The following is a 25,785-nucleotide window of genomic DNA, read 5'->3' on the forward strand; positions in this document are numbered from 1 at the left end:
CCAGAGCCGCCACCGGCACGTCGTCGGCATTCGGGTGCGCGAGTAGCCTCAGGTGGCCAGCTCCTGTCGCCAATCACCGAAGAACGTGCGGAGCTTGCTGACGTGATCGGCGCGCAAGGGCAGTCGACTATCGCCCAGCCGGTCGAGCTCTCCGAACATCTCGCGCAGCACACTGGTATCGAAGCCGGGGGCACGCTCTCGAGCGAGACCGATGAGGTCGTCCCGCGTGAAACACGCTGCGAGCGCGTAGACGTCGACGAAGTCGCGCGGGGCAGCCCGGCCGAACAGTGCGAGCATCTTCTGCCCTGCACTCTCTTCCACCGTGATGGTGGGACCGAGGACGGTCAGCGTCGGAACGGTCAGAGGCGGCGCATCGACGGCCAGATCGACAACGAGTTCGTCGCCGCCGACGGTCAGCAAGAGTCGCACGAACGTCGGGCTCGAACGCACGGTCTCGGCCACCCAGCCGTGGGCGGTCGCGGTCGCGATGAGCTCTCGACTCGCTTCTTCGATGCTACCCGCGCCGGTCGCGGTGAAGAGGTCGAGGTCATCCGTCGTCCGAGAGACGACACCTCTGGCGATCAGCGCCGAGCCACCGACGACCATGAAGCCTCGCGAGGACGCCAGGTCGAAGAATGCAGTCGCCACGGCGACGTGTGCCTGCGACAGGGTTTCGTGCGTCTCGGTGGTCGTGAGGACCTCGTCCTTCGCCTGCGGATCGGGCTGTCCGGTCATGCGGGAATCGTCCGCGCGGCGTCCACCAGTGGTTGCCAAGCCTTGCGGACCGCCGGTGGCAACCACATGCGATCCCACATCTCGGAGAGGAGCAAGCCGTCAACGAGCCGGAGGATGTCTGCCGGTTCACCCTCGCTGAGCACTGCCGCGTAGACCTCGGCACGGTCGTCCGGGACGGACAGGTCGAAGGAGTCGCGGTGGGACGACCAGAAGATGCGGCGTGGGACCTTGACGGTGCGCAGTGCTTCCGCCGTATCGAGGCGGGGAAGACGGTCGGGTACCCACACGTAGCGGCCGCGACCGATGTCGTGGCGCCTGAATGTCGGGGCCGTGTCCGCAAGCGCGACATCCGTTCCGGCCGCACGCAGAAGCCGAAGCAGTGTGTCGGCCGTCGGTATCTTGCGGTCGTTCTCATATGCCGAGATGGCGGTCCGCGACGTCGCAGCTCGCTCGGCGAGTTCCCGCGCACTGACGCCAGCGCGTGAGCGCGCCTCGCGCACCAGGCGACCAGCGGTGAGAGTATCCATGTGGATACGGTATCCCTCCGGATAATCAGCGGGCAAGCGCGCCACCCGTGCGGCTTGCCGCTCCTCGGACATGCCCTCGCAGCGCGGGGACGAGCGCCTGCGCCTGTCGGCGGCGTGCGCGTCAGCCACTTCGCGATGCGCGCTCGAACAGGCCCGGATAGTCGACGACGAGCCCGTCGCCGTCCACGGTGATCTCGCGCCGGAAGTCGCTGTCGCGGGACTCGTACAGGTATCGGTCGGTGTCGAGTGGGGTTACCGCTGCGGGTCGGTGGTGACCGTGAACGACTCGTGGTCCACGTACACCGTCACGATGTCCGCGAACTCGCCGACCGCCAGCCCGAGCCGACGGATCGGCAGCGTGTTTGTCGACCCTACTGGCCTGCTTGGCGAGGCCCTCGCGGAGGACTGCTCGACCACTATGTCCGAGACTCGCTCATCGTGAGTGCTGTGAAGGGTTCGCTTACGCGGTGGCCGCTCTAAGTCTCGTCGAAGACGACCCCAGCGACCGCGCTACACCACTCTGGCCAGCGCACCCCGTAGCGTTGGACAAGGTCGAGGTCCTCGAGAGCGATCAGTGGTTGGCGCTTCTGATCATCGGGGACCTCGACCCCTACCTCCAGCCCGTCACCCCGCCCGGGCTACTCCCCACCGGATCGGCGAAGAGCCGGATGAGTCGCGCCATCGTGCACACGCCATACTGGCCCCCATGAACGACAAGCTGCCCGTCGACCTGGACCAGATGTTCGACCTCGCCCGCGCCGGCGAGAGCCTGCTGCTGGAGTTCGTCGACGCCGGCGTCCCGGCCGACCACGCCGACGCCCAGGGCAACACCCTGCTCATGCTCGCCGCCTACCACGGGCACGCCACGCTCGTCCGCGGTCTGGCCGACCGTGGCGCCGACGTCAATCGTCTGAACGCCCGCGGTCAGTCGCCGCTGGCCGGAGCCGTGTTCAAGGGCGAGCCCGACGTCATCGAGGCCCTGATCGAGGCCGGCGCCGACGTCGACGCGGGGGAGCCGAGCGCCCGGGCGACGGCCGCGATGTTCGGACGGACCCTGCCGGGAGCCTCCTGAGCGGCAGGTAGGCTTGAACATCGTGGCCACCATCGACTTTCCCGCCGAGATCAAGGCGCTCCGCTCCACCCTCAAGACCATCGAGTCGGTGAGCGACCCCGCTGAGCTGCAGGAGCGGATCGAGATGCTGTCCGACCAGGCGGCCTCGCCGGATCTGTGGGACGACCAGGACAACGCGCAGAAGGTCACGTCGGCGCTGTCCCACGCGCAGAGCGAGCTCGAGCGGGTGAAGCGTCTCGCCAGCCGGATCGACGACGTCGAGACGCTCGTCGAGCTCGGCAACGAGATGGAGGACGCCGACTCCCTCGACGAGGCACAGGCCGAGGTCGAGGCGATCCGCAAGGACCTGCGGTCGCTCGAGGTCCGCACGCTGCTCAACGGTGAGTACGACGCCCGTGCCGCCGTCGTGACGATCCGTGCCGGTGCCGGTGGCGTCGATGCCGCGGACTTCGCCGAGATGCTCATGCGCATGTACCTGCGCTGGGCCGAGCGCCACGGTTACCCCACCAAGGTCATGGACACCTCCTACGCGGAGGAGGCCGGGCTGAAGTCGGCGACGTTCGAGGTCGACACGCCGTACGCGTTCGGTCACCTGTCGGTCGAGGCCGGCACGCACCGCCTGGTCCGCATCTCGCCGTTCGACAACCAGGGCCGCCGGCAGACGTCGTTCGCCGCGGTCGAGGTGATCCCGCTCATCGAGCAGACCGACTCGATCGAGATCCCGGAGAACGAGCTCAAGATCGACGTCTTCCGCTCCTCGGGCCCGGGCGGCCAGTCGGTGAACACCACGGACTCGGCCGTGCGCATGACGCACATCCCCACGGGGACCGTCGTGTCGATGCAGAACGAGAAGTCGCAGATCCAGAACCGCGCCGCCGCGCTGCGCGTCATGCAGTCGCGTCTGCTGCTGATCCGCCAGGCGGAGGAGGCCGCGAAGAAGAAGGAGATGGCCGGGGACATCAAGGCGTCCTGGGGCGACCAGATGCGCTCCTACGTGCTGCACCCATACCAGATGGTCAAGGACCTGCGGACCGAGCACGAGTCGGGCAACACGCAGAACGTGTTCGACGGCGCGATCGACGAGTTCATCGAGGCCGGCATCCGCTGGCGTCGTTCGGGTGGCGAGAGCTGACCTGAGCGCGACCGCGCCCACTACCTCGCGGCGTCGCGTACTACCTCGGCCGATCCGGTACTACATCGCGGGGCGCCGCTCTCCCTCGGCGGAATGGGTACTACCTCGGCGTTTGGCGGATTTCCGCGGTTTGTCCGTTGTTGCGCCAAGCAACAACTCGACCCTCGACCTACCGGCGTGTCCTCCGTCGGGCGGGCAGTGCCGTCGTGCGACTCTCAACCAGGCGAGCACCCGAGTCGAGTGGTGCCCGTCGGGGGGAGGGGCACGCAGTGATCAGGTTCGAGAGCGTCTCGAAGGTCTACGCCAGGGGGGCCAGGCCGGCGCTCGACGAGGTCTCCGTCGACGTCGAGCGTGGTGAGTTCGTCTTTCTCGTGGGCGCTTCCGGCTCCGGCAAGTCGACGTTCCTGCGGCTGGTGCTGCGCGAGGAGCGGCCCACCGGCGGGCGGGTCTACGTGGCCGGCCGCGACCTCACCCGCCTGTCCGGCTGGAAGGTGCCCTCGCTGCGGCGCGGCATCGGGATGGTCTTCCAGGACTTCCGGCTCCTGCCCAACAAGAACGTCTACGAGAACGTGGCCTTCGCGCTGCAGGTGATCGGGCGCCCGCGGCACACCATCAGCACCACCGTGCCGGAGGTGCTGGAGTGGGTCGGCCTGGACGGCAAGGAGAAGCGCCGCCCCCACGAGCTCTCGGGCGGCGAGCAGCAGCGGGTCGCGATCGCGCGAGCCTTCGTCAACCGCCCGCAGATCCTGCTCGCCGACGAACCCACGGGGAACCTCGACCCGACGACGTCGCTGGGCATCATGCGCCTCCTGGACCGGATCAACAGCACCGGCACCACCGTGGTCATGGCGACGCACGACGACGAGATCGTCAACGAGATGCGCCGCCGCGTGGTCGAGCTCTCCACCGGGAGCGTGGTGCGTGACGAGGCCGACGCCCAGTACGGCCGGCGGGAGGACATCCTCCCGCTGGTCGGCCCGGCCCCCGTGCTGGACGCCCCCGGCCGCGGCGTCCCGCGCCGCGGCGCCACGCCACGGATCGTCGTCCAGCCCGAGCCGGGCGACGTGGCCGCCGAGGAGGCGGCAGAGGCCGCCGTCGAGCAGGGCGCGTTCGAGCACGACGGCTCGCAGAAGGCACCGCCCGAGGACGGCACCGGGGAGCCCGACACCTCCGAGCTCCCGTCGCGCCGGTCCCGTCGTGCGATGTCCGGCGCCGGTACCGGGCACGAGGAGGCCTGAGCGGTGCGGCTGCAGTTCATCCTCGTCGAGGTCCTCCAGGGTCTGCGGCGCAACGCCACGATGGTGATCTCCGTCATCCTCGTCACGTTCGTCTCCCTCACGTTCGTGGGCGCCGCAGCGCTCCTGCAGGCGCAGGTCACCAAGCTGAAGGGCGACTGGTACGACCTCGTCGAGGTGTCCGTCTTCCTGTGTCCCGAGGGGTCCACGGAGCCGACGTGCGCGGAGGGCGAGGCCACCGAGGAACAGATCGCCACCATCGAACGGGCCATCGACACCGAGCTCGGCGACGTGGTCGCGACGACGTACTTCGAGTCGAAGGCGGAGGCGTTCGAGGCGTTCGAGGCCCGTTACCCGGACGGCTACCAGGGCACGCAGCTCACCGAGGACGACATGCAGGCGTCCTACCGGCTCCAGCTCGCCGACCCCGAGCAGTACCAGGTGGTCGACGAGGTCCTCAGCGGCCGTGACGGCGTCGAGGTGATCGAGGACCAGCGCGCCGCGTTCGAACCACTCTTCCTCGCGCTCAACCGCGCGTCCCTCGTCGCCGTCGGCCTCGCCGCCGTCATGCTCCTGGCCGCAGCACTGCTGATCACCACCACGATCCGGCTCTCCGCCGTGTCGAGACGGCGAGAAACAGGCATCATGCGACTCGTGGGTGCATCGAACCTGTTCGTCCAGCTCCCCTTCATGCTGGAGGGCGCCATCGCCGCGCTGGTCGGCGCCGTGCTCGCCGTGGGCGGGCTCTGGCTCGCCGTGCAGTACCTGGTGGTCGACTGGCTCGCCCAGTCCGTCGACTGGGTCAACTACGTCACGACCGCCGACGTGCTCGCCATCGCACCGTTGCTCCTCGGTGTCGCCGTCGCGCTCGCCGTGGTGTCCTCCGTCGTCACTCTGCACCGATACACGAGGGTGTGATCCCGTGACCCGCCGTCCCGCCTCCCGCCTGCGCCGGATCGTCGGTGCCGCCGTCGTCGGCCTGCTCGTGCTCGGGCCGTCCGCGCCCGCGCTCTCCGACGAGATCGACGACCAGCGAGCCGCCGCCGAGCGGGAGAAGGCCGAGAAGGACGCTGAGCGCGAAGAGCTCGAGGTCGCTCTCGAGGACACGAACGCCGAGTTCGCCCAGGCCGTGCTCGACCTCAACACCGTCGAGGCACGCCTGCCCGTCGCCCAGGCGGAGCTGGCCGAGGCCCAGGCCACGCTCGCCGAGGCGCGACGCAAGGCGGAGGTGCTCGCCCAGCGCCTCGCCGACGCCGAGGACGAGGAGGCCCGGATCTCCGAGGAGATCGCGGCCGGGGAGGGCAAGGCCGAGGAGGCCCGCACCGACGTCGTGGCCATGGCTCGGGAGGCATACCGCCGCGGTGACGACGTCAGCACGCTGGGGCTCGTGACGGGCGCCCAGTCCACGCGGGAGTTCCTCGAGGACGTGGCCGTCAACTCGTCGGCCGCGCGCAGCCAGTCCCGCGCCGTCGCCGAGCTGCAGGAGGCGGAGACGGTGGCGCGCAACCAGGAGGCGCGCCTCGCCGCGATCCGCGAGACCATCACCGAGCTCAAGGCGGAGGCGGACGCGAACGTCCTCGTCGCCGAGAAGGCGGAGCGGGACGCGGCGGAGCGCAAGGCCGAGGTGGAGCAGCTTATCGAGGAGCAGAAGCAGCTCAAGGCGACCATCGAGGAGCGGCGCGACGAGACCGTCGCCGAGCTCGAGGAGAACGAGGCGCAGCGCGCGGCCCTCAAGGACGAGATCCAGCAGATCATCGTCAAGCAGGAGGAGCGGGACCGCCGTCTCGAGGAGGAGCGCAAGCGGCGTGAGGCCGAGGAGCGCAAGCAGCGCGAGGCCGACCGCAAGGCCAACAAGGGCAACGGCGGTGGCGGCGGATCGAACTCCGGCGGTGGCGGCGGATCGAACTCCGGCGGCGGTGGAGGCGGAGGCGGGTCCAGCTCCGGCGGTGGCGGATCCTCCGGCCCGTTCCTGGGGTGGCCGACGAACTACCACGTGGTGACCAGCTCGTACGGTCAGCGCTTCCACCCGATCTACAACGCGTGGCGGCTGCACGCCGGGACGGACATCCGCTCCTACTGCGGCACCCCGATCTACTCCGCCCAGAGCGGGTACGTCGAGCAGGCGTACTACGGCAGCGGCCCGGGCAACAACGTGCTCATCAACCACGGCCGGCACAAGGGCGACAACGTCATGAGCCGTTACCTGCACCTGTCGCGCGACGTCGTCAGCGTGGGGGAGAAGGTCAGCAAGGGCGAGATCATCGGCTACTCGGGTACCTCCGGGAGCTCGACGGCGTGCCACCTCCACTTCGAGGTGTACGTCAACGGCGGCACGGTGGACCCGATGGGCGGCTGGCTGAACTGACCGGCGCGCGCCACCCCCCTGATCGCCGAGCGCGGAAACACCTGGACCCCCGCCGTCGGCCGCGTATCCTGAGACGCTGCGGTACCACGACCAGGGAGGAGGAGCCGTGTCCACCAAGGCCAAGGGCGCCAAGAAGAAGAAGTCGGACGACCCCCGCCAGGTCGTGGCGAACAACAAGAAGGCGCGCCACGACTACACGATCGAGGACGTCTTCGAGGCCGGCATCGTCCTGTCGGGGACCGAGGTCAAGGCGCTGCGCATGGGGCGCGCGTCGCTGCTGGACGGTTACGTCGCGATCGATCATGGCGAGGCGTGGCTGGAGAACGTCCACATCCCGGAGTACTTCCAAGGGACGTGGAACAACCACACGCCGCGCCGCAAGCGCAAGCTCCTGCTCCACCGCGACGAGATCGACCGCCTGGGCGTGAAGTCGCGGGAGAAGGGGCACACGATCGTGCCGCTGCGGCTGTACTTCCTGGACGGCCGGGCCAAGGTGGAGATCGCCCTGGCCCGAGGCAAGAAGGAGTACGACAAGCGGCAGAGCCTGCGTGAGAAGCAGGACGTGCGCGAGGCGCAGCGGGCGATGCGCCAGAAGGAGCTCCTGAGCTGACGGCTCCCACCCGACCGGGCCGGCCACCGAAATAAACCCGCGGCCCGCCCGGTTGATGATCTAGACTGGTCGCACCCGGACCACCACGTCCCAGCACGTCGGGGCAGGTGGGGGTGCGGGCTTTGACAACACCACAGGGGCTGATCGGTTTCGACGGTGGTCGTGATTCCAGGAGAAGCGGGCCGAGGAGGCAGGCTCATCTCGTGAACGATGCCTGCAAACCTATAGGTGCCGATAACAAGCGCACCGACTTCGCCCTCGCCGCCTGAGCGAGCCTCGAAGTCCGTGAGCCCGGGATTGCTCTCGACCCGGTAGCTCACGTCATCTAGAGAGCCACTGCTCGCAGTCCTCGTCGTCGGGACTGCGGGGACTTCTCGACGACTGGGCCCGTCCACACCTTGTCTGCGTGAGTGTGGGGGCCGAGAAAATCACAGCAGACTGCGCCCGGAGAAGTCCTGGAACAGCGTCACCGGACCCGGGTTCGATTCCCGGCAGCTCCACCCCGTGCACAAGGCTCGGACACTTGCCAGCGAACTCGCCGGCAGGAGTCCGGGCCTTGTGGTGTTTCGGGCACGGCTGTCTTCCGAGCCCGGGCGGCGAGGGCGATCCGTGGACCCGGTCGAGCCGCGTGCGCCGGGCGCGTCACACTGGTGCGCATGTCCGTGTCCGCACTCGTCGACCTCCTCGCCGCCCCACCGACGCTGCCGGTCGTCGACGGGCTCGGCGAGCTGGACGCGGCGGTGCAGGCCTCCGGGTCTGCGGTGCTGCAGTCCCCGCCGGGAAGCGGGAAGACCACCCTGGTCCCACCCGCGCTCGCCGTCGCCCTGGGCGGCCGTGTCGTCGTCACGCAGCCGCGTCGGATCGCCGCCCGCGCCGGCGCTCGCCGGCTTGCCGGCCTCCTCGGCGAGCCGGTGGGCCGCACGGCCGGCTTCTCGGTGCGTGGGGATCGGCAGACCGGTCCCGAGACCCTCGTGGAGTTCGTGACCGCCGGCACCCTGCTGCGCCGCCTGCAGCACGACCCGGAGCTCCCGGGCGTGAGCGCCGTCGTGCTCGACGAGATCCATGAGCGACAGGTCGATGCCGACCTCCTGCTCGCCATGCTGGTCGAGGTCCGTGCGGCGCTGCGCGACGACCTCGCCGTCGTGGCCATGTCGGCCACGGTCGAGGCGGGCCGGGTCGCGGACCTGCTCGGGGCCGGCACATCGGTCGTGACGGTGTCCGGGGCTCTCCACCCGGTCTCGACCGTGTGGTGCCCGACGCCGCGCTCGGCACCGCGGTTGACACCGGCGGGTACCGGTCGCGAGTTCCTCGGCCATGTCACCGACGTCCTGGGACGGGCTCTGCGGGAGCAGACCGGTGACGTCCTGGTCTTCCTTCCCGGTGCGCGGGAGGTCGACGACGTGGTGCGGCGCGCCCGCGCGGCGTGGCCTGATGCCGACGTGCTGCCGCTCCACGGCCGGCTGCCGGGACGGGAGCAGGACCGTGCGCTGCAGGCGACGTCCCGGCGGCGCGTCGTCGTCTCCACGGCGGTGGCGGAGTCCTCGCTCACCGTCCCGGGCGTCCGGGTCGTGGTGGACGCCGGACTCGCCCGCGAGCCTCGCACCGACCACCACCGTGGTCTGGCCGGGCTCGTCACCGTCAGCGTGAGCCGGGCCGCCGCCGAGCAGCGCGCCGGACGGGCCGGGCGCCAGGGCCCCGGGGCGGTGTACCGGTGCTGGTCCGAGGGTGAGCACGCCCAGATGGTGCGCCACCCCCGACCCGAGATCCTCACCGCGGACCTGACCGGCCCGATGCTCGAGCTCGCCGTGTGGGGTGCACCGGGCGGGCGAGGGCTCGCACTGCTGGACGCGCCACCGCCCGCTGCCGCGGAGGCCGCTCACGCCGTCCTCGCCGAGCTCGGCGCCGTGACGTCCGACGGCTCCGTCACCGCGCGCGGGCGGGAGATCGCTGCGGTCGGTATGGACCCTCGGCTGGCACGGGCGCTGCTCGACGGCGCGGCGGTGGTCGGCCCCCGCATCGCGGCGGAGACGGTCGCCCTGCTCGCTGCCGACGGCGGCCCGAGCGACGTCGACCTGACGGCGGCGCTGCGCCGCCTGCGCTCCGCACCGGGGCGAGGCGGCTCGTGGAGGCGCGAGGCGGACCGCTGGGAGCGGATTGCCTCGCGACCGGGCCGAGGTTCGCGCGTCGGCCGGGCCGGGAAGGTGTCCGGTGTGCCGGGGATGAGTCTGGACCTCGCTGTCGGGACCGTGACGGCCTTGGCCCATCCCGACCGCATCGCCCGCAGGCGGCCCGGGTCCGACCGGTACCTCATGGCCGGGGGAGCGGGCGCGCGCCTGTCCGGGGGCGCCCTGGCCGGCAGCGAGTGGCTCGCCGTCGCCGAGGCGACCCGGTCACCCGGGCAGCCCGACGCCCTCGTCCGGTCGGCGGTGCCGATCGACGAGGCCACCGCCAGCGACGCGGCTGCCGGGCTGCTGGGCACGGTGGACGACGTCGCGTGGCGGGACGGCCGGCTGGTGTCACGCCGCGTGGCGCGACTCGGGGCGATCGAGCTGTCCGCGGAGCCCCTGACCCACCCTCCGGCGGACCTGGTCGCCACAGCGGTGCAGCAGGGCCTGCGCACGGAAGGGCTCGACCTGGTGCCGTGGCCTCCGGCAGCCATCTCGCTGCGGCGTCGGCTGGCGTTCCTGCACGCGGCACTCGGCGAACCGTGGCCGGACGTCTCCGACGCGGCGCTGGAGGATCGTGTGCCCGAGTGGCTCGGGCCGGACCTCGACCGGGTGAGGACGGCCCGGGACCTGCGCCGCCTGGACACGACGACGGCGCTGCGCCGGCTGCTCCCGTGGCCCGAGGCCGCCCGGCTCGACGTGCTCGCCCCCGAGCGCGTCGTCGTCCCCACCGGCTCGGCCCTGCGTGTCGACTACTCCGACCCGGACCGTCCTGTCCTGGCCGTCCGGATCCAGGAGGTGTTCGGCTGGCAGGGCGCCCCCGCCCTGGCCGGGGGCCGTGTGGCGCTGGTCCTGGAGCTGCTCTCGCCGGCTCGTCGGCCGGCCGCCGTGACCGCCGATCTCGCCGGGTTCTGGCGCACGGGGTATCCGCAGGTCCGGGCCGAGCTGCGCGGGCGGTATCCCAAGCACCCGTGGCCGGAGGACCCGGCGGCCGCCAGCGCGACGAGCCGGACCAAGAAGGCCTCGCGCGGCTGAGGCCGCGGCGCGCCGACAGACCGCGTCCGGCGCCTCACGACGCGCGGGGAGCGGCCCGGTGCTGGACTATCGACTCCACCACCTTCAGGGTGGGACGTGATGATCGTCACAGAGGAGTGGTAGCCATGGCCGAGGGAAAGCTCGACGTCGTCGCGAGGCGGCTGGGTCTGCGGACCGATCCGATCATCTTCTTCGTCTCGGCCGCACTGATGGTGCTGTTCCTCGTCGTGCTGATGATCTTCCCCGCGCCGATCGGGTCGGCGTTCGGGAGCGCGCGCGAGTGGATCGTCACCAACCTGGGCTGGTTCTTCATCCTCGGCGTGACGGTCTGGCTGCTGTTCCTGGCCTGGGTCGCGCTGAGCCGCTACGGTCACCTGCGGCTCGGGCCGGACGACGCCCGGCCGGAGTACGGGAACCTGTCGTGGTTCGCGATGCTGTTCGCCGGCGGGATCGGCACGGTGCTGATGTTCTGGGGCGTCGCCGAACCGATCTCCCACTTCGGTACGCCTCCGTTCGCGGGGGTGGAGCCGTACTCGGCGGAGGCGGCCGAGGACGCGATGTCGGTCTCGTTGTACGACCTGGGACTGCACACCTGGACCATCTTCACGCTGCCGGGCCTCGCCTTCGGCTACTTCGTCTACCGGTACGACCTCCCGCTGCGTGTCAGCTCGGTGTTCTACCCGTTCCTCAAGGAGCGGATCCACGGACCGATCGGCCGGACGATCGACATCTTCGCGGTGCTCGGCACGCTGTTCGGTCTGGCGGTGTCGCTGGGCCTGGGTACCTCGCAGATCGGCGCCGGCATCAACCACCTGCTGCCGAACATCGAGAACAGCACCCTGCTCCAGGTGGGCATCATCACGGTGCTCACCGCGGTGGCCGTGACCTCTATCGTCGCGGGGCTGGACAAGGGCGTGAAGCGCCTGTCGAACATCAACATCCTCATGGCCGTCGGACTGATGATCTTCATCCTCATCAGCGGTGACACCGTGTTCCTGCTGCGCCAGATCCCGCAGAGCATCGGCGTCTACCTGCAGGACCTGACAGGGCTGGCGTTCTGGAACGACGCGATGTCGCCGTTCACCAAGGATGGCGGCTGGGGCTGGCAGGCCGACTGGACGGTCTTCTACTGGGCCTGGACGGTGACCTGGGCGCCGTTCATGGGCGTGTTCCTCGCGCGGATCTCGAAGGGGCGGACCATCCGTCAGTTCGTCGGTGGCGTGCTGCTCGCGCCGACGCTCTTCACGGTGGTGTGGTTCGTCGTCTTCGGCTGGTCGGCGATGGAGATCGACGGCATCGGCGGGTCGGGCGGGGTGATCTCCGAGGCGGTCTCGGAGGACGTGGCCCTGGCGATGTTCACGTTCTTCGAACAGTTTCCCGCTGCGACGCTGATCTCAGGGATCGCCGTGGTGGTGGTCGCCCTGTTCTTCGCCACCTCCTCGGACTCGGCGTCCCTGGTGGTCGACATGCTCTGTGCGGGGACCCCGGACGCCGGCCCCACGCGTCAGCGCGTCTTCTGGGGCGTGAGCGAGGGTGCGCTGGCCGCCTCGCTGATCATCCTCGGCGGAGTCACCGGTGCGAAGGGCCTCGAGGCCCTCCAACAGGTCATCACCGTGATCGGTCTGCCCATCTTCGTCCTCGTGTTCCTCATGATGGTCGCCATGATCAAGTCCCTGTCCTCGGAGCGCCGCGCGGCGATCGAGGCGCAGTTCGCGGGCGTCCTGGCCAAGCGCGACCGTGCTGAGTCCCGTGGCCGGCCGAAGGTCGCGGGCCGGGGCCGCAACCGCGGTGCCGACGAGGAACCGCTGGTACCCGTCGAGGAAGCGCCGCCCGAGGACACGAACGGTCAGCCCTGATTGTCAGGAGTGTTACCCAATTCGTTAGGGTGACGGTGTGCCGCACGACACACCGCCGACGACGGTCCCTACTGTTCCCTGCCCCGCCTCGGCCGAGCCGCGCCCCGGCGAGCTCACGCCGGCGGACGGCTCCCGCGTGGCTTCCCATCCAGCACTCGCCCCGGCGGCACGGTGGTGGCGCCGGGTCACCGAGGAGAGCTTCGGCCTCGACCTCGTCCCGGCGACGCTCACGGACGAGGTCGAGGACGGCGACGGCGCCACGGTCGCAACCGTCCGCTTCGTGCTCGACGAAACCCTCGCCGCCGGTGCCTACGCGCTCGACGTGAGCGACGCCGTCGTGCACGTGACCGCCGCCGACCTGCCCGGTGCGTTCGCCGCCGCGCAGACGCTGCGCCAGCTTGCCGGTGCCCAGGCGTTCCGGCGGTCGGCCGGGGCGCCGTTCGTGCTGCCGGCGGTGCGCCTCCAGGACGCGCCGCGCCACCACTGGCGCGGGGTGCTGCTCGACGTCGCCCGGCACTTCCTGCCGAAGGCCGACGTGCTGCGGTTCGTCGACCTCGCCGCGGCGCACCATCTGAACGTGCTCCAGCTCCACCTCTCCGACGACCAGGGCTGGCGCATCGAGATCAACCGGTACCCGCGACTCACCGAGGTCGGCGCGTGGCGGCGCGAGTCCACGGTGGGCACGTGGCGTACCGGCACCGCGGACGGCCGCCCGCACGGCGGGTACTACACCGCCGACGACCTGCGCGAGATCGTCGGCTACGCCCGCGAGCGCGGTGTCATGGTGGTCCCCGAGATCGACGTGCCGGGGCACGTGCGCGCCGTGCTCGCGGCCTACCCGGAGCTCGCCGCCCGCTCCGGCACGCACGAGGTCTCGACCATCTGGGGGATCAGCGACGACGTGCTCGACCCCTCCGAGGCGACGCTGGGGTTCTTCCGGGACGTGCTCGACGAGGTGTGCCGCGTCTTCGACGCACCGTTCGTGTCCCTCGGCGGCGACGAGGTGCCGACCACCGCGTGGAGCGAACGGCCCGACGTCGTCGACCGCGCCGCCGGGCTGGGTCTCGTCGCCGACGACGGCACCCCGGACGTCGCCCGCCTGCACGGCTGGTTCGTCGCCCGCCTCGCCGACCACCTGCGGACCAGGGGGCGCCGGGCGGTGGTGTGGGACGAGGCGTTCGGCCCCGACCTGCCGCGTGACGCCGTGGTCCTGTGCTGGCGCGGGCACGCGGTGGCGCTCGACGCGATGGCTGCCGGGCACGACGTCGTCATGGCGCCCGAGCAGGAGGTCTACCTGGACCACCGTGCCGCCGACGGTCCGGACGAGCCCGTCCCGGTGGGGTTCGTCCGGACCACGGCGGACGTCTATGCGTTCGACCCGCTGCCGCCCGCCGTACGGGACGCCCGGCCCGACCTGCCCACCGAGCTGCCCGGTGCCCTCCTGGGCGCACAGGCCCAGGTGTGGACCGAGCACCTCGACTCGGCGCGGCGCATCGACTACGCGGCCTTCCCTCGGCTGGCGGCCTTCGCGGAGGCGGTGTGGACCACCGACCCCGCGCCGCGGCACGTGGGCGGCCCGGCCGGCAACGCGTTCCTCGAACGGCTCGAGAGCGCGCACCTGCCGCGGCTCGCCGCGGCGGGCGTGGAGTTCCGCCCGCCGGGAGGTCCGCTCCCGTGGCAGACGCGGCCGGGCGTCGCGGGCTATCCGCGCGACCTCGCGGCCGAGCGGGCGGCCGCCGGGTGGGAGGGCGCGGGCGGCTGGGTCGCCGGCCGCGACGGCGCCGAGCCGGAGGCCCTCGCATGAGTCACCGGCCCGTCGACGTCGTCAGCGGCGTGGTGCTGCCCCGCCCGGACGGGAGCCTCTCCGCACCGCACGACGTGCTGCTGGACGCCGGCACGGTGCGGTCGGTCGAGCCCTCGACCACGCGCCGTCCCGGTCGGGTGCTCGACGGCGGTGGCCGGCTCGCGCTGCCCGGCTTCGTCGACGCGCACGTCCACGGCGGCAGCGCGGTGCACGACCCCGCCGTCCAGCACGCGCTGCTGCGGCAGGGCGTCACGTCGATCGTCACCGGGTCCGACGGCGTGGGGTACGCGCCGTCGTCGGCTGACGGCGCCGCGTGGGCCGCCCGGTACTTCGCCGGGATCGACGGGGCGCACCCGAGGTTCGACGGCGGCACCGTGGCGGAGCTGCTGGCCACCTACGACGGCGCCACCCCGGTCAACGTCTCGGCGCTGGTGCCGCACGGCACGCTGCGCCGGACCGTGATGGGCACGGCGCAGCGGGCGGCGACCGCGGCCGAGACCGCCGAGATGGTCGCCCTGGCCCGCCGGGGTTTCGCCGACGGGGCGGTGGGGCTGTCCACGGGGCTGGAGTACGTCCCGGCGGCGTGGGCGCAGGAAGCCGAGCTCGTCGCGCTCGTCGCCGTGGCCGCCGAGCACGGGCTGCCGCACGTCTCCCACATGCGCGGCTACGAGGACCAGGCCGGTCCGGCGCTCACCGAGCTGTTCCGCCTCGCCGCCGCGACCGGCGCCGCCACCCACGTCTCGCACCTGCACGGCCCCGCCGGACCGATCGCCGCGCTGCTCGACGAGGCCCGTGCGGACGGCCTCGACGTCACCTTCGACTCCTACCCGTACCTGCGGGGCTGCTCGATCCTCGCGATGGTGGCACTGCCCACGTGGCTGCCGCTCGCCGACCCGGACGCCACCCTCGCCGCGATCGACGACCCGGAGCACGGCGTCCGGCTGCGCGCGCACCTCGCGGACCTGGACGAGCTGTGGCCGCGCGTCACCCTCGCCTGGGTGCCCGGCCTCGACCCGGGCGAGGGGGACGTGGCGGGGCACGCTCTGGTGGACGTGGCCGCGCGCTGGCGGGTGCCGCCGTCGGAGGCGGCCCTGCGGGTGCTGCGCGCCTCACGGCTGCGAGCGAGCTGCGTGTTCGCCCAGCCGCCGACCGGGACCGCGGAGTCGGTGCGCGCGCTGGCCGCCCACCCCGCCCACCTCGCCGGCTCGGACGCCGTCTACCAGCCCGTCGGCGGGCACGCGGACGAAGGACGGCCGCACCCGCGGGGCTGGGGCGCGTTCGCCCGCTTCCTCGCCGAGCAGGTACGGGCCACCGGCGACTGGACCTGGCACGACGCCGCCGAGCACCTCGCGGCCCGCGCCGCGCGGAGGTTCGGGCTGACCGACCGCGGGCGCGTGGCCCCGGGCGCCGTCGCCGACCTGGTGCTCGTCGACCCGGACGCCGTGACCGACCGCGCGACGTACGACGCCCCCCGCACGCCCGCCGTCGGGATCGACGACGTGCTCGTCGCCGGGACCCCCGTGCTCGCCGGCGGCGAGCTGACCGGAGCCCGCCCCGGCCGCGGCCTGCGACCCACCGCCCGAGGGAGAACAGCATCATGAGGATCGACGACCCGCACCTGTCCTGGCCGCTGCTGACGCTCGACCGTGCCGCCGTCGAGCACAACGTCGCGACCGTGGCGTCGGCGCTGGCGGCGGCCGGCGTCGAGCACGCCCCGCACGTCAAGACGCACATGGCCCGTGGGCTGTGGGAGCGGCAGCGCGCCGCGGGCGCCTGGGCGGCGACGGTCGCGACGCCCGCCCAGCTCCGCGCGGTCCTGGCGTGGGGCTCCGCGCGGCGGGTGCTCCTGGCCAACGAGCTCGTCGACCCGCGCGACGCCACCCGGCTGCGGGCCGCGCTCGACGCGGGCGACGCCGACGAGGTCTGGGTCTGCGTGGACTCCGCCCGTGGCGTCGAGGTGCTGGCCGACGCGTTCGACGGCGTCACCCACCGCCGCCTCGGAGTGCTCGTCGAGCTGGGGGTCGACGGCGGGCGCACCGGCGTCCGCACGGTCGCGGGCGTCGCCGCGCTGGCCGCAGCGGTCGCCGGCGCCGGGCTGCGGCTCATGGGTGTCAGCGGCTACGAGGGGCCCGTCGCCGGGGGGACCTCGGTGCCTGAGCTGGACGCCGTCGCGCGCTGGTGCGTCCTGCTGCGCGAGGCGGGCGCCGCCGTCGCGCACCTCGTCGACGGCCCGGTGGTCCTGTCGGCCGGGGGCAGCGCCTTCGCGGACGTGGTGGTGCGCCGGCTGACCGTGGCGCCGGGAGCGCGCGTCGTGGTCCGCTCCGGTGCCTACGTCGCCCACGACCACGGGCACTACGCGCACGCCGACCCGTGGACCCGGCTCGGGGTCGCCTCGTTGCGCCCAGCGATCACCGTGTGGGCGTCCGTGCTCTCCGCGCCGGAGACCGGCCTGGCGGTGTGCGGGATGGGGCGCCGCGACGTCTCGTTCGACCTCGACCTGCCCCTGCCGCTGGTCGCGCGAGGCACGGACGCCGCGGGCCGGCTCGGGCCTGCCCGAGCGCTGGACGCGCGGGTGACCGCGCTCGACGACCAGCACGCCTACCTGCACGTCCCGGACGACGACCTCGCCCCGGGCGACGTGGTCGGGTTCGGCATCTCGCACCCGTGCACCACGTTCGACAAGTACCGCACGGGGCTGCTCACCGACGGCGACGACGTCGTCGGCACCCTGACGTTCGAGCTCACGGAGGATCGATGACCACGACCAAGACGGCGATCAGCACGCCCGACGCCCCCGCACCGGCGCACACCTTCCATCAGGGCGTGCGTACCGGGCCGTTCGTCCAGGTGTCCGGGCAGGGGCCGGTCGACCCGGCGACGGGGGAGTACCTGTTCCCGGGCGACGTCGCGGCCCAGACCACGCGGACGCTGCAGAACGTGCGTGCGATCGTCGAGGCGTCGGGTGCGACGTTCGACGACGTGGTCATGCTGCGCGTCTACCTGACGTCGCGCGACGACTTCGCGGCCATGAACGAGGCGTACGGCGCCTTCGTCACGCAGCACTGCCCGTCCGGCGTGCTGCCGAGCCGCACCACCGTGATGGTCGGGCTGCCGCGCCCCGAGATGCTGGTCGAGATCGACGCCTTCGCGGTGACCTCCGCCGCTGCCTGAGGCTCAGTGCGTGAGCTCGGGCTGGCGCCGCGACTCGCTCGTGCCGGGCCCGTCGGTGCCGCCGTCGGGCCCGGAGCCCGGTCCGCCGGACGTGCCGCCGGGTCCGCCCGGCACGTCGGCACGGCGACGCCGGACCAGCCGGTACACGACGTAGCCGGCCGCGGCCACGACGAGCCAGGGCAGCAGGACCCCGAGGACCAGCACCACGGTCTCCACGCTGGCGACCAGGGCGTTCCAGCCGGTGGCGAGGCCGCCGGAGAAGCCGCCGCGCGGGCCGGCGAGCTGCGCTGCCGGGGCGTCGATCCGCACGTGGAGGGTGGACATGGCGACCAGGTCGCTGAGCGCCTCGCGCTGGGCTACCAGCGAGTCCAGCTCGGCCTGGCGCTGGGACAGCTCGCGCTCGACCTCGAGCAGGTCGGCGGTGGATCCCGCCGAGGCGAGGAGCTCGGTGAGCCTGTCGGTGGACGTGGTCAGCGCGGAGATGCGGGCGTCGAGGTCCTGGCCCCGGCTCGTCACGTCCTCGCTGGACATCTCGATGTCCTGGACCGTGCCGAGCCCGCGCAGCGCCTCGACGGCGCTCGAGGTCCGGTCCGCCGGGACGCGGACGGTCAGCTCGGCAGAACCGGCCGAGTCGTCGTCGCCCGGGTCCTCGTGGCGTTCCTCGACGTGCCCGCCGGCCTGCTCCACGAGGCGGACCAGCTCGGCCGACGTCGTGGCCGGGTTCTCGGAGAGCAGCGTGAGGTAGCCGGTCACCACGACCTCGCGGTCGACGACGGTGTCGGCCTCCCCGTCCGCGGGAGCGGTCTCGTCGGCCACGGCCGCCGCCTCGCCGGCCGCGTCCTCGGCGGTGGAGACCTCCACGCCGGACTCCGCGGCGCCGTCCGCCCCGGTGCCGGTACAGGCGGCGAGACCGAGGGTGAGGACCGCGGCGAGGGCAGCGGTCACGGCGCGGCGAGGTCGGGGTCGCAGGGGCATGGGCTCGACTCTAGGGTGCTGACCTGCCCGGACGCGCGCTGTGATCGATATCGTGATGCGACCGTGGCGAGACCGTGATCTGCGTTTCCGACGGCCGTGACGGCGTGGGGTAACGATCAAGTAACGAACGCCGACGGGTGATGGACACCACGTCTGTTAAGACGCTCTACTAACAAACATGACCACGACGACGACGCGCACCAGCCGACGAGGACTGGGCGGCGGCCTGCGGGCCACCTCGAAGGTGCTCCCCGAGCACGCCAGGGCGCACAACCGGTCGCTCGTGCTCCAGCACCTCTTCCACGAGGGGCCGACGTCGCGGGCCGGGCTGGCCCGCGCGACAGGACTGACCCGCGTGACCATCTCCGACCTCGTCGGGGTGCTCCTCGCGGAGGACCTCGTCGAGGAGCTCGGCACCCAGCCGGGGCGCCGGGTGGGCAAGCCCGCGATCCTCGTCGGGATGCGCACGGACGCCTACCAGATCGTGGCCGTCGACCTCTCCGACGACACCGTGATGCGCGGCGCCGTGCTGACCCTCACGGGCGAGGCCGTCGACCGGCGGTCGCTCGAGGTGGGGGACCGGCGCGGGGACGAGCTGGTCGAGCTGCTCGCACGCTTCGCCCGGCGGCTCGTCGCGGCGGCCACCCGTCCCGTGATCGGCGTCGGGATCGGCTCGCCCGGCGTCGTCGACCACTCCGGCCGCGTCGTCGAGGCGCCGAACGTCGAGTGGCAGGACCTGCCCCTCGCTCGCGTCCTCACCGACCGGCTCGGCCTGCCGGTGCACGTGGCCAACGACGCGAACTCCGCGGCGCTCGGCGAGTACACCTACGGCGGCGCGGCGGACTCCATGCTCGTCCTGACCGTGGGTCAGGGTGTCGGAGCGGGCGTCATGGTCGACGGCGCGCGGGTGCACGGCGCCGCCGACGCGGCCGGCGAGCTCGGCCACGTCACCGTCGTCGACGACGGCGAGCCCTGCGCCTGCGGACGGCGGGGATGCCTGGAGACCGTCCTGTCGACACCCGCGCTGCGGCGTGCCGTCGAGGGGCTCGACCGCGAGGCTGCGGACGCCGTCCTGGCGGACGTCGGCCGCACTCTCGGCAAGACCCTCGCGCCGGTCGTCGGTGCGCTGAACCTCGCCGAGGTGCTGCTCTCCGGACCTCCGGAGCTCCTCGCCGGGTCGTTGCGTACCGCCGCCCGGGACGCGCTCGTCGCCCGCATCATGCCGGCCACCGCGGCCGGCCTCGACCTCCGCATGGCCGCGCTGGACGACGACGTCGTCCTCGCCGGCGCTGCCGTGCTCGTCCTCGGCGCCCAGCTGGGCGTCTCCTGACCGACCGACCCGCCTGACCCGCCGCAAGCCACCCGACCGACCTCCCGGCTGGTGCCATCTGGTACCGGCCGACCCTCGCCCCAATTTGGAAGGAAACCGAACCAGTGAAGAGAGCACGCAACGTCGTCGCCGCGGCGACGACCGTCACCCTGGCCCTCGCCCTGTCCGCCTGCGCGTCGGGCGACACCCCCGCCGACGACAGCGGTGAGACCGCGGCCGAAGAAGCCCCCGCGGGCGACATCCGCGTCTGGCTCGTCGGCTCCGACACACCGGAAGAGGCGCGCGAGCACCTCAAGACCACGTTCGAGGCCGAGAACGAGGGCTCCACCCTCACGATCGAGGAACAGTCCTGGACCGGCCTCGTCGACAAGTACACGACGGCGCTGTCCGGCTCGGACAGCCCCGACCTCGTCGAGATCGGCAACACCCAGGCACCCGCCTTCACCTCGGCCGGCGCGTTCCTCGACCTCACCGACAGCTACGAGGAGCTGGGCGGCGACGACCTGCTCCCCGGCTTCGTGGAGTCCGGGTCGTTCGAGGGGCAGTTCTACGCCGCCCCGTACTACTCCGGTGCCCGCGTGGGCATCTACTCGACGGAGATCACCGGCGACGTCGAGGTGCCGGCGACCTGGGACGAGTACCTCGCCAACATCGAGACGCTGGCCAGCGACGAGGTCTCCGGGCTCTACACACCGGGCAAGGACTGGCGCAACGGGATGGTCTTCGTGTGGGCCAACGGCGGCGACATCGCGACCGTCGACGACTCGGGCACCTGGACCGGCGGATTCTCCTCGCCCGAGTCGATCACCGGCCTCGAGCAGCTGCAGGACGTCATGCTGAACTCGAACCACGCACCGGCCGACTCCGACGAGACCGACCCCCAGGTCCCGTTCTGCGCCGGTGAGATCGGCTACCTCACGGCCCCGAGCTGGGTCCGTTGGTCGATCGCCGCCGCCGAGGACGCCGAGGTCCCCGGCTGCCTCGAGACGTACGGCGCCGAGGACAAGCTCTCCGCGTTCGCCATCCCGGGCGCCGAGGAGGGCACCTACGCCCCGGTGCTCGCCGGTGGTTCGAACATCGCCATCCCGACGAACGCCCCGAACCCCGAGCTCGCCCGGAGCGCCCTGGAGATCATCCTCTCGGACGACTACCAGGAGATCCTCGCCGCCAACGGCCTGGTCCCGGCCAAGGTCTCGCAGGCCGAGTTCATGGCGGACGACGCGTTCAGCCAGGCGTCGGCCGCCGCCGCTGCCGCCGCACAGCTGACCCCGGCCTCGCCCCTGTGGGCGGACGTGGAGGCCTCCGGCGTGCTCGAGGACTCGTTCGTCAAGCTCGCCCAGGGCGAGGACGTCGCCACCGTCGCGGCCGAGCTCGACGCCGAGATCGAGGAGATGCTCAACGGCTGACGTCCGTCAGCACGCCGGGGGGGGGGGGGGGGCCGCCCCCCCCCCCCCCCCCCCCCCCCCCTCTCCCCACCCGCTCGATCAGGGAGCACCTCGTGACCACCACCCCTGCCGCGCCCAAGGCGCCCCCGGAGGCCTTCGTCCGGCCACCGCAAGAGCTGCGGACCAAGAAGTCGTCGCCGTTCCCCTATGCGCTGCTCACCCCGGCGCTGGCCGTGCTCGCCGTCCTCGTCGCCTGGCCGATCCTCAAGCTCCTCGTCACGTCGTTCCAGGAGTACGGCCGTGCCCAGGCCTTCGGAGCCCCGCCCGAGTGGGTGGGCCTGGACAACTACGTCGAGGTCCTGACCTCCGGCGAGTTCTACGCCGTCCTCGCCCGCAGCGTCGGGTTCATGGTCGTGGCGGTCGTGCTGACGATGACGCTCGGGACGCTCGTCGCCCTGCTGATGATCCGCCTCGGCAAGGCGATGCGCATGCTCGTCACCGTCGGCCTGCTGCTCGCGTGGGCGATGCCGGCCCTGTCGACCGTGATGGTCTGGGGCTGGATGTTCGACACGCGCTACGGCGTCGTCAACTACCTGCTCACCCAGGTCACCGGCTCCGACTGGGCCGGTCACTCGTGGCTCATCGAGCCGCTCTCCTTCTTCCTCGTGCTCGGCCTCATCGTGGTGTGGATGGGCGTGCCCTTCATCGCCTTCACGATGTACGCCGGGCTCACGCAGGTGCCGGTCGAGACGCTCGAGGCGTCCCAGCTCGACGGTGCCAACGCCCGTCAGCGCTTCTTCCAGATCCAGGTGCCGTTCGTGCGCAGCATCATCATCGTGCTGATCGTCCTGTCGGTGATCTGGGACCTGCGTGTCTTCGCCCAGGTCTACGCCCTGCAGGGCATCGGCGGGCTCTACGAGAAGACGTCCACCCTGGGCGTCTGGATCTACCAGAAGGGCACCGCCAGCGGTGACTTCGGGTTCGCCGCGGCAGCCGCCGTGGTGATGGTCTTCATCATGCTCCTCATCTCCCTGTACTACGTGCGCCAGACGCTCAAGGAGGACGACTGACCATGGCTGCCTCCACCCTCACCGCCGGACCCACGGCACCGGCGGCCCCCGTCGTCGTCACCACCAAGCGGCCGGTCCCGCCGGGCCGCATCGCGGCGAACGTCCTGTTCGGCGTCCTCGGCGCCGTCGTCTTCGTCTGTTCGGCGTTCCCCGTCTACTGGATGGTCTCCTCGTCGTTCCTGCCGACGAACCTCGTCCGGGCCACCGTCCCGACGTTCTTCCCCGGCTCCGACTTCACGGTCGACAACTACGTCCGGGCCGTCACCGACGACACCCGTGCGGACTTCCTGCCCGCGCTCCAGACCTCGCTCACGGTCACGTTCCTGACGCTGGTCGCGGCGCTGGTCATCGCGTTCCTCGCCTCGGTCGCCATCGGGCGGTACCGGTTCCGGGGACGCAAGCAGTTCATCGTGGCGATCCTCGTCGTGCAGATGATCCCCGGCGAGGCGATGCTGCTGACGTACTTCCAGCTCATCGACGGCTGGGGCATGCTCAACATGGTCTTCGGCCTGACCATCCTCTACGTCGCGATGGTGCTGCCCTTCACCGTCTGGACCCTGCGCGGGTTCGTGACGGCCGTGCCGGTGGAGCTCGAGGAGGCCGCCATGATCGACGGCTGCTCGCGCACCAGGGCGTTCTGGAAGGTCACCTTCCCGCTCCTCGCCCCGGGCCTCGTCTCGACCGGTGTGTTCGCCTTCATCCAGGCGTGGAACGAGTTCGTCCTCGCGCTGGTCATCATGTCGAGGCCGGAGTCGATGACGCTGCCCGTGTGGCTGCGCACGTTCCAGCAGGCCACCAAGGCGACGGACTACGGGGCCCTGATGGCAGGATCGGTGCTCGTCGCGATTCCCGTGATCGTCTTCTTCCTCTTCGTGCAGGGCCGCATGACCGGTGGACTGGTCTCGGGAGCGGTGAAGGGCTGACGTGAGCAACATCGCACCGGCGACACCGATGGTGTCGCCCCGCCTCAGCGTGGGCCTGGACATCGGGGGCACCAAGACCCTCGCCGTGCTGCTCGGCAGCGACGGCGAGGTGCTGGCCCAGTCCCGGCTGAGCACCACCCTCGGCCCCGTGGGCGTCGTCGACGGCGCAGCCCGGGCCGTGCAGGGCGTCGCCCGGCAGGCCGGCGTGGCGCTCGACGCCGTGACCGGCGTGGGGGTCGGGGTCCCCGGCCTCGTGGACGCCGACGTCGGCACGGTCCGGCACGCCGTCAACCTCGGGCTCGACGGTGCGGCGCTCGACCTCTCGGCCCTGCTCTCGGCACGTCTCGGGGGAGTCGGGGTGGCGGTGGAGAACGACCTCAACGTGGCCGCCGTCGGCGCCGCGCACCTGGTCGAGGCAGAGGGCGACAGCACGCCCGCCGACCTCGCGTTCCTGGCGCTCGGCACCGGTCTCGCGGCCGGCATCGTGCTCGACGGACGACTGCGGCGGGGGAGTCACAGCGCCGCCGGGGAGATCGGCCACGTCCCCGTCGACCCAGCGGGCCCGCCGTGCGCCTGCGGGCAGCGTGGCTGCCTGGAGCTGTACGCCTCCGGCTCGGCGGTGACGGCCCTGTGGCCGACGACCTCCGGCCGGCCGGCTCCGGTCGAGCTCTTCGAGGCGGCGGCCGCCGGTGACCCCGACGCCGTGGCGGCCCGCTCGACGTACGCGCGAGCCGTCGCCGCGGCGGTGCGCATGCTCGTGCTGACCGTCGACGTCCAGCACGTGGTGCTCGGTGGCGGCGTGTCCCAGCTCGGGCAGCCGCTGCTCGACGCGGTGCGCGACGCCCTGACCGACGAGTCGGCGGCGTCCGGCTTCCTGCGGTCGCTCGACCTGCCCGGACGGGTGCGGCTGGCCCCCGGCCGGGTCGCCGTCGGTGCGGTGGGCGCCGCCGTCGTCGGGCGGGGCACCGTCCTGCGGGCACGCGACCTCGCCGGCTGACGGCTCGGCCCAACCCTGCGTCACGACCGAGAGGAACCCCTGTGACCCGACGACGCGCCGTCGCCGCTCTGACGGCGGCCCTGGCCCTCGTGGCGCTGACCGCCTGCGGCACCGAAGAGGTCGTCCCCGAGACCTCCGAGGACATCGTCCTCTGGCTGGTCGGTGCCGACACCGGTGACGACCTGCGCGAGCACCTCGTGGCGACCTTCGAGGAGCGCAACCCGGGAGCGACGCTGACGATCGAGCAGAAGGAGTGGCCGACCCTCGTCGACGACCTCGAGGCCTCGCTCGGCGACCCGGCCCTGACCCCCGACGTGGTCGAGCTCGGGAACACCCAGGCCCCGACGTTCACGGGCTCCGGGGCGTTCCGCGAGATCTCCCCGGAGCTGTACCAGGAGCTCGGCGGCGACGACCTGCTGCCGTCGTTCGTGGAGGCCGGGTCGGTGGACGGCACGGTGTACGCCCTGCCGTACTACTTCGGGTCCCGCTACGTCTTCTACCGCAAGGACGTCTGGAAGGAGGCCGGCGCCGAGGTGCCGAAGACGCTCGACGAGTTCGGCGAGACCGTCAAGTCCCTCCGGGTCGGCAACCAGGCCGGGTTCGCGATGGGCGGGCAGGACTGGCGCAACGGCATCTCGTGGGTGTTCGCCCACGGCGGCGAGCTGGCGGTCAAGGAGGGCGACCGCTGGGTGTCGACCCTCTCGGACCCGAGCACGATCGCCGGTCTCGAGGCTTGGCAGGACGTCTACCAGAACGCCTCCTACCTGCCGGCCACCGAGGTCGACGTCGCCTACTGGGACTTCCTGAACGACGGGCTCGTGAACGGTGAGCCTGCCGCGGCCACCATCATGGCGCCGTCCTGGGCGCGGTGGTCCATCGGCGACCTCGTGCGCAACGAGGACAACGAGGAGGTGCGCGACGGCATGGCGGACTCCGACAGGTTCGGCATCTTCGCGCTGCCCGGCGTGGACGGCGGCGTCGCGCCGGTGTTCGCGGGCGGCTCCAACATGGCGATCTCCGCGCTCACGCGCAACGCGGACCTCTCCGAGGACCTGCTGCGTATCGTCTACTCCGACGAGTACCAGACGATGCTCGCCGAGTCGGGCCTCGGGCCGGCGAACACCCGGTTCACGCGGCTCATGACGGGGGACAAGTTCGGCCGGACCCTCGTGGCGACCGCGGAGGCATCCAAGCTGACGCCACCGGCGCCGGGCTGGGCGGACGTCGAGTCGCAGGGGATCTACGAGGAGCTGTTCAAGGAGATCGCCCGCGGTGGCAGCGTCCCCGCGCTGGCACAGAAGTACGACGCAATCATGACCCCCATGCTCGACGGCACCGTCGAGGACGAGTGACCAGTCGCCGTCGGGCCCGCCGACGGCGACGAACAGGAAGGAGACG

The 25,785-nt window shown here is 72.0% G+C and carries 21 protein-coding genes, 1 other RNA gene and 2 pseudogenes; 19 read left to right on the plus strand and 5 right to left on the minus strand.

The window, feature by feature from the left end; translation table 11 throughout:
- Positions 1 to 48 precede the first annotated feature (48 nt).
- The 4 genes and pseudogenes from ACH5HR_RS08620 to ACH5HR_RS08635 all read right to left on the minus strand — a co-directional run bounded on the left by ACH5HR_RS08620 (position 49) and on the right by ACH5HR_RS08635 (position 1,679).
- Positions 49 to 735: a nucleotidyl transferase AbiEii/AbiGii toxin family protein gene (locus ACH5HR_RS08620; RefSeq protein WP_416477395.1), complete on the minus strand. Its 687-nt coding sequence runs from the start codon at positions 733 to 735 to the stop codon at positions 49 to 51.
- Entirely contained in the window at positions 732 to 1,262 is a 531-nt protein-coding gene (locus ACH5HR_RS08625) for a helix-turn-helix domain-containing protein (protein ID WP_416477396.1), read from the minus strand. The genes ACH5HR_RS08620 and ACH5HR_RS08625 overlap by 4 nt, the downstream gene beginning before the upstream one ends.
- Before the next feature lie 121 nt (positions 1,263 to 1,383).
- Positions 1,384 to 1,494 (minus strand): annotated as a pseudogene (locus ACH5HR_RS08630) (putative glycolipid-binding domain-containing protein); the annotation flags it as partial.
- Between the two features lie 20 nt (positions 1,495 to 1,514).
- Positions 1,515 to 1,679, minus strand: a complete 165-nt coding sequence (locus tag ACH5HR_RS08635; RefSeq protein WP_416477398.1) for a putative glycolipid-binding domain-containing protein — start codon at positions 1,677 to 1,679, stop codon at positions 1,515 to 1,517.
- 289 nt (positions 1,680 to 1,968) lie between these two features.
- Here ACH5HR_RS08635 and ACH5HR_RS08640 point away from each other — a divergent pair, with 289 nt between their 5' ends.
- The 13 genes and pseudogenes from ACH5HR_RS08640 to ACH5HR_RS08700 all read left to right on the plus strand — a co-directional run bounded on the left by ACH5HR_RS08640 (position 1,969) and on the right by ACH5HR_RS08700 (position 17,707).
- Positions 1,969 to 2,334, plus strand: a complete 366-nt coding sequence (locus ACH5HR_RS08640) for an ankyrin repeat domain-containing protein (protein ID WP_416477399.1) — start codon at positions 1,969 to 1,971, stop codon at positions 2,332 to 2,334.
- Between the two features lie 22 nt (positions 2,335 to 2,356).
- Positions 2,357 to 3,466, plus strand: coding sequence for a peptide chain release factor 2 (gene prfB / locus ACH5HR_RS08645; RefSeq protein ID WP_416477401.1), 1,110 nt, complete (start codon positions 2,357 to 2,359; stop codon positions 3,464 to 3,466).
- 269 nt (positions 3,467 to 3,735) lie between these two features.
- A pseudogene (ftsE, locus tag ACH5HR_RS08650) lies at positions 3,736 to 4,413 on the plus strand (cell division ATP-binding protein FtsE); the annotation flags it as partial.
- 294 nt (positions 4,414 to 4,707) lie between these two features.
- Positions 4,708 to 5,619, plus strand: coding sequence for a permease-like cell division protein FtsX (gene ftsX / locus ACH5HR_RS08655; RefSeq protein ID WP_402376152.1), 912 nt, complete (start codon positions 4,708 to 4,710; stop codon positions 5,617 to 5,619).
- A 4-nt stretch (positions 5,620 to 5,623) separates the two neighbouring features.
- Positions 5,624 to 7,066, plus strand: a complete 1,443-nt coding sequence (locus ACH5HR_RS08660; protein ID WP_416477403.1) for a M23 family metallopeptidase — start codon at positions 5,624 to 5,626, stop codon at positions 7,064 to 7,066.
- Positions 7,067 to 7,172: 106 nt separating this feature from the next.
- Positions 7,173 to 7,676, plus strand: a complete 504-nt coding sequence (smpB, locus tag ACH5HR_RS08665) for an SsrA-binding protein SmpB (protein WP_402376156.1) — start codon at positions 7,173 to 7,175, stop codon at positions 7,674 to 7,676.
- Between the two features lie 136 nt (positions 7,677 to 7,812).
- Positions 7,813 to 8,179, plus strand: a transfer-messenger RNA (tmRNA) gene (ssrA, locus tag ACH5HR_RS08670).
- 153 nt (positions 8,180 to 8,332) lie between these two features.
- The gene (gene hrpB / locus ACH5HR_RS08675) at positions 8,333 to 10,876 is read left to right on the plus strand and encodes an ATP-dependent helicase HrpB (RefSeq protein WP_416477405.1); all 2,544 of its coding nucleotides are present in this window, start codon (positions 8,333 to 8,335) and stop codon (positions 10,874 to 10,876) included.
- A 125-nt stretch (positions 10,877 to 11,001) separates the two neighbouring features.
- Positions 11,002 to 12,732: a BCCT family transporter gene (locus ACH5HR_RS08680; protein ID WP_416477406.1), complete on the plus strand. Its 1,731-nt coding sequence runs from the start codon at positions 11,002 to 11,004 to the stop codon at positions 12,730 to 12,732.
- Positions 12,733 to 12,769: 37 nt separating this feature from the next.
- Positions 12,770 to 14,536 carry a beta-N-acetylhexosaminidase gene (locus ACH5HR_RS08685; protein ID WP_416477408.1) on the plus strand — a complete coding sequence of 589 codons (1,767 nt, stop codon included), beginning with the start codon at positions 12,770 to 12,772 and terminating at the stop codon, positions 14,534 to 14,536.
- Positions 14,533 to 16,137 (plus strand): N-acyl-D-amino-acid deacylase family protein, encoded by a 1,605-nt coding sequence (locus ACH5HR_RS08690; RefSeq protein ID WP_416477410.1) that lies wholly within the window; start codon positions 14,533 to 14,535, stop codon positions 16,135 to 16,137. Before ACH5HR_RS08685 ends, ACH5HR_RS08690 begins: the two co-directional genes overlap by 4 nt.
- Positions 16,134 to 17,294: an alanine racemase gene (locus ACH5HR_RS08695; protein ID WP_416477412.1), complete on the plus strand. Its 1,161-nt coding sequence runs from the start codon at positions 16,134 to 16,136 to the stop codon at positions 17,292 to 17,294. Before ACH5HR_RS08690 ends, ACH5HR_RS08695 begins: the two co-directional genes overlap by 4 nt.
- Complete coding sequence (locus ACH5HR_RS08700) at positions 17,291 to 17,707, plus strand: RidA family protein (RefSeq protein WP_416477413.1); 417 nt, start codon at positions 17,291 to 17,293, stop codon at positions 17,705 to 17,707. Before ACH5HR_RS08695 ends, ACH5HR_RS08700 begins: the two co-directional genes overlap by 4 nt.
- 3 nt (positions 17,708 to 17,710) lie before the next feature.
- Here ACH5HR_RS08700 and ACH5HR_RS08705 read toward each other — a convergent pair whose 3' ends face one another.
- Complete coding sequence (locus tag ACH5HR_RS08705) at positions 17,711 to 18,682, minus strand: DUF4349 domain-containing protein (RefSeq protein WP_416477414.1); 972 nt, start codon at positions 18,680 to 18,682, stop codon at positions 17,711 to 17,713.
- A 178-nt stretch (positions 18,683 to 18,860) separates the two neighbouring features.
- Between ACH5HR_RS08705 and ACH5HR_RS08710 the strand changes: the two genes are divergently transcribed.
- From ACH5HR_RS08710 to ACH5HR_RS08735, 6 genes are all read left to right on the plus strand, one after another.
- Positions 18,861 to 20,012 carry an ROK family protein gene (locus tag ACH5HR_RS08710; RefSeq protein WP_416477415.1) on the plus strand — a complete coding sequence of 384 codons (1,152 nt, stop codon included), beginning with the start codon at positions 18,861 to 18,863 and terminating at the stop codon, positions 20,010 to 20,012.
- Positions 20,013 to 20,116: 104 nt separating this feature from the next.
- Entirely contained in the window at positions 20,117 to 21,418 is a 1,302-nt protein-coding gene (locus tag ACH5HR_RS08715; RefSeq protein ID WP_416477417.1) for an extracellular solute-binding protein, read from the plus strand.
- 92 nt (positions 21,419 to 21,510) lie between these two features.
- Positions 21,511 to 22,467: a carbohydrate ABC transporter permease gene (locus tag ACH5HR_RS08720; protein ID WP_402376185.1), complete on the plus strand. Its 957-nt coding sequence runs from the start codon at positions 21,511 to 21,513 to the stop codon at positions 22,465 to 22,467.
- Between the two features lie 2 nt (positions 22,468 to 22,469).
- Positions 22,470 to 23,390, plus strand: coding sequence for a carbohydrate ABC transporter permease (locus ACH5HR_RS08725; RefSeq protein ID WP_402376187.1), 921 nt, complete (start codon positions 22,470 to 22,472; stop codon positions 23,388 to 23,390).
- A 1-nt stretch (position 23,391) separates the two neighbouring features.
- The gene (locus ACH5HR_RS08730; RefSeq protein WP_416477419.1) at positions 23,392 to 24,387 is read left to right on the plus strand and encodes an ROK family protein; all 996 of its coding nucleotides are present in this window, start codon (positions 23,392 to 23,394) and stop codon (positions 24,385 to 24,387) included.
- Between the two features lie 41 nt (positions 24,388 to 24,428).
- Positions 24,429 to 25,739 carry an extracellular solute-binding protein gene (locus ACH5HR_RS08735; RefSeq protein WP_416477421.1) on the plus strand — a complete coding sequence of 437 codons (1,311 nt, stop codon included), beginning with the start codon at positions 24,429 to 24,431 and terminating at the stop codon, positions 25,737 to 25,739.
- Positions 25,740 to 25,785: the final 46 nt, after the last annotated feature.

The sequence above is a fragment of the Isoptericola maris genome, assembly GCF_048065335.1.
GTDB lineage: Bacteria > Actinomycetota > Actinomycetes > Actinomycetales > Cellulomonadaceae > Isoptericola > Isoptericola rhizosphaerae.

Bases quoted from the DNA above. Each gene is read 5' to 3' on its own strand.
- ACH5HR_RS08640 (WP_416477399.1), top strand. From the start codon at position 1,969: ATGAACGACAAGCTGCCCGTCGACCTGGACCAGATGTTCGACCTCGCC.
- hrpB (WP_416477405.1), top strand. From the start codon at position 8,333: ATGTCCGTGTCCGCACTCGTCGACCTCCTCGCCGCCCCACCGACGCTG.
- ACH5HR_RS08620 (WP_416477395.1), bottom strand. From the start codon at position 735: ATGACCGGACAGCCCGATCCGCAGGCGAAGGACGAGGTCCTCACGACC.
- ACH5HR_RS08725 (WP_402376187.1), top strand. From the start codon at position 22,470: ATGGCTGCCTCCACCCTCACCGCCGGACCCACGGCACCGGCGGCCCCC.
- ACH5HR_RS08695 (WP_416477412.1), top strand. From the start codon at position 16,134: ATGAGGATCGACGACCCGCACCTGTCCTGGCCGCTGCTGACGCTCGAC.
- ACH5HR_RS08680 (WP_416477406.1), top strand. From the start codon at position 11,002: ATGGCCGAGGGAAAGCTCGACGTCGTCGCGAGGCGGCTGGGTCTGCGG.
- ACH5HR_RS08710 (WP_416477415.1), top strand. From the start codon at position 18,861: ATGACCACGACGACGACGCGCACCAGCCGACGAGGACTGGGCGGCGGC.
- ACH5HR_RS08705 (WP_416477414.1), bottom strand. From the start codon at position 18,682: ATGCCCCTGCGACCCCGACCTCGCCGCGCCGTGACCGCTGCCCTCGCC.
- ACH5HR_RS08700 (WP_416477413.1), top strand. From the start codon at position 17,291: ATGACCACGACCAAGACGGCGATCAGCACGCCCGACGCCCCCGCACCG.
- ACH5HR_RS08625 (WP_416477396.1), bottom strand. From the start codon at position 1,262: ATGGATACTCTCACCGCTGGTCGCCTGGTGCGCGAGGCGCGCTCACGC.
- ACH5HR_RS08690 (WP_416477410.1), top strand. From the start codon at position 14,533: ATGAGTCACCGGCCCGTCGACGTCGTCAGCGGCGTGGTGCTGCCCCGC.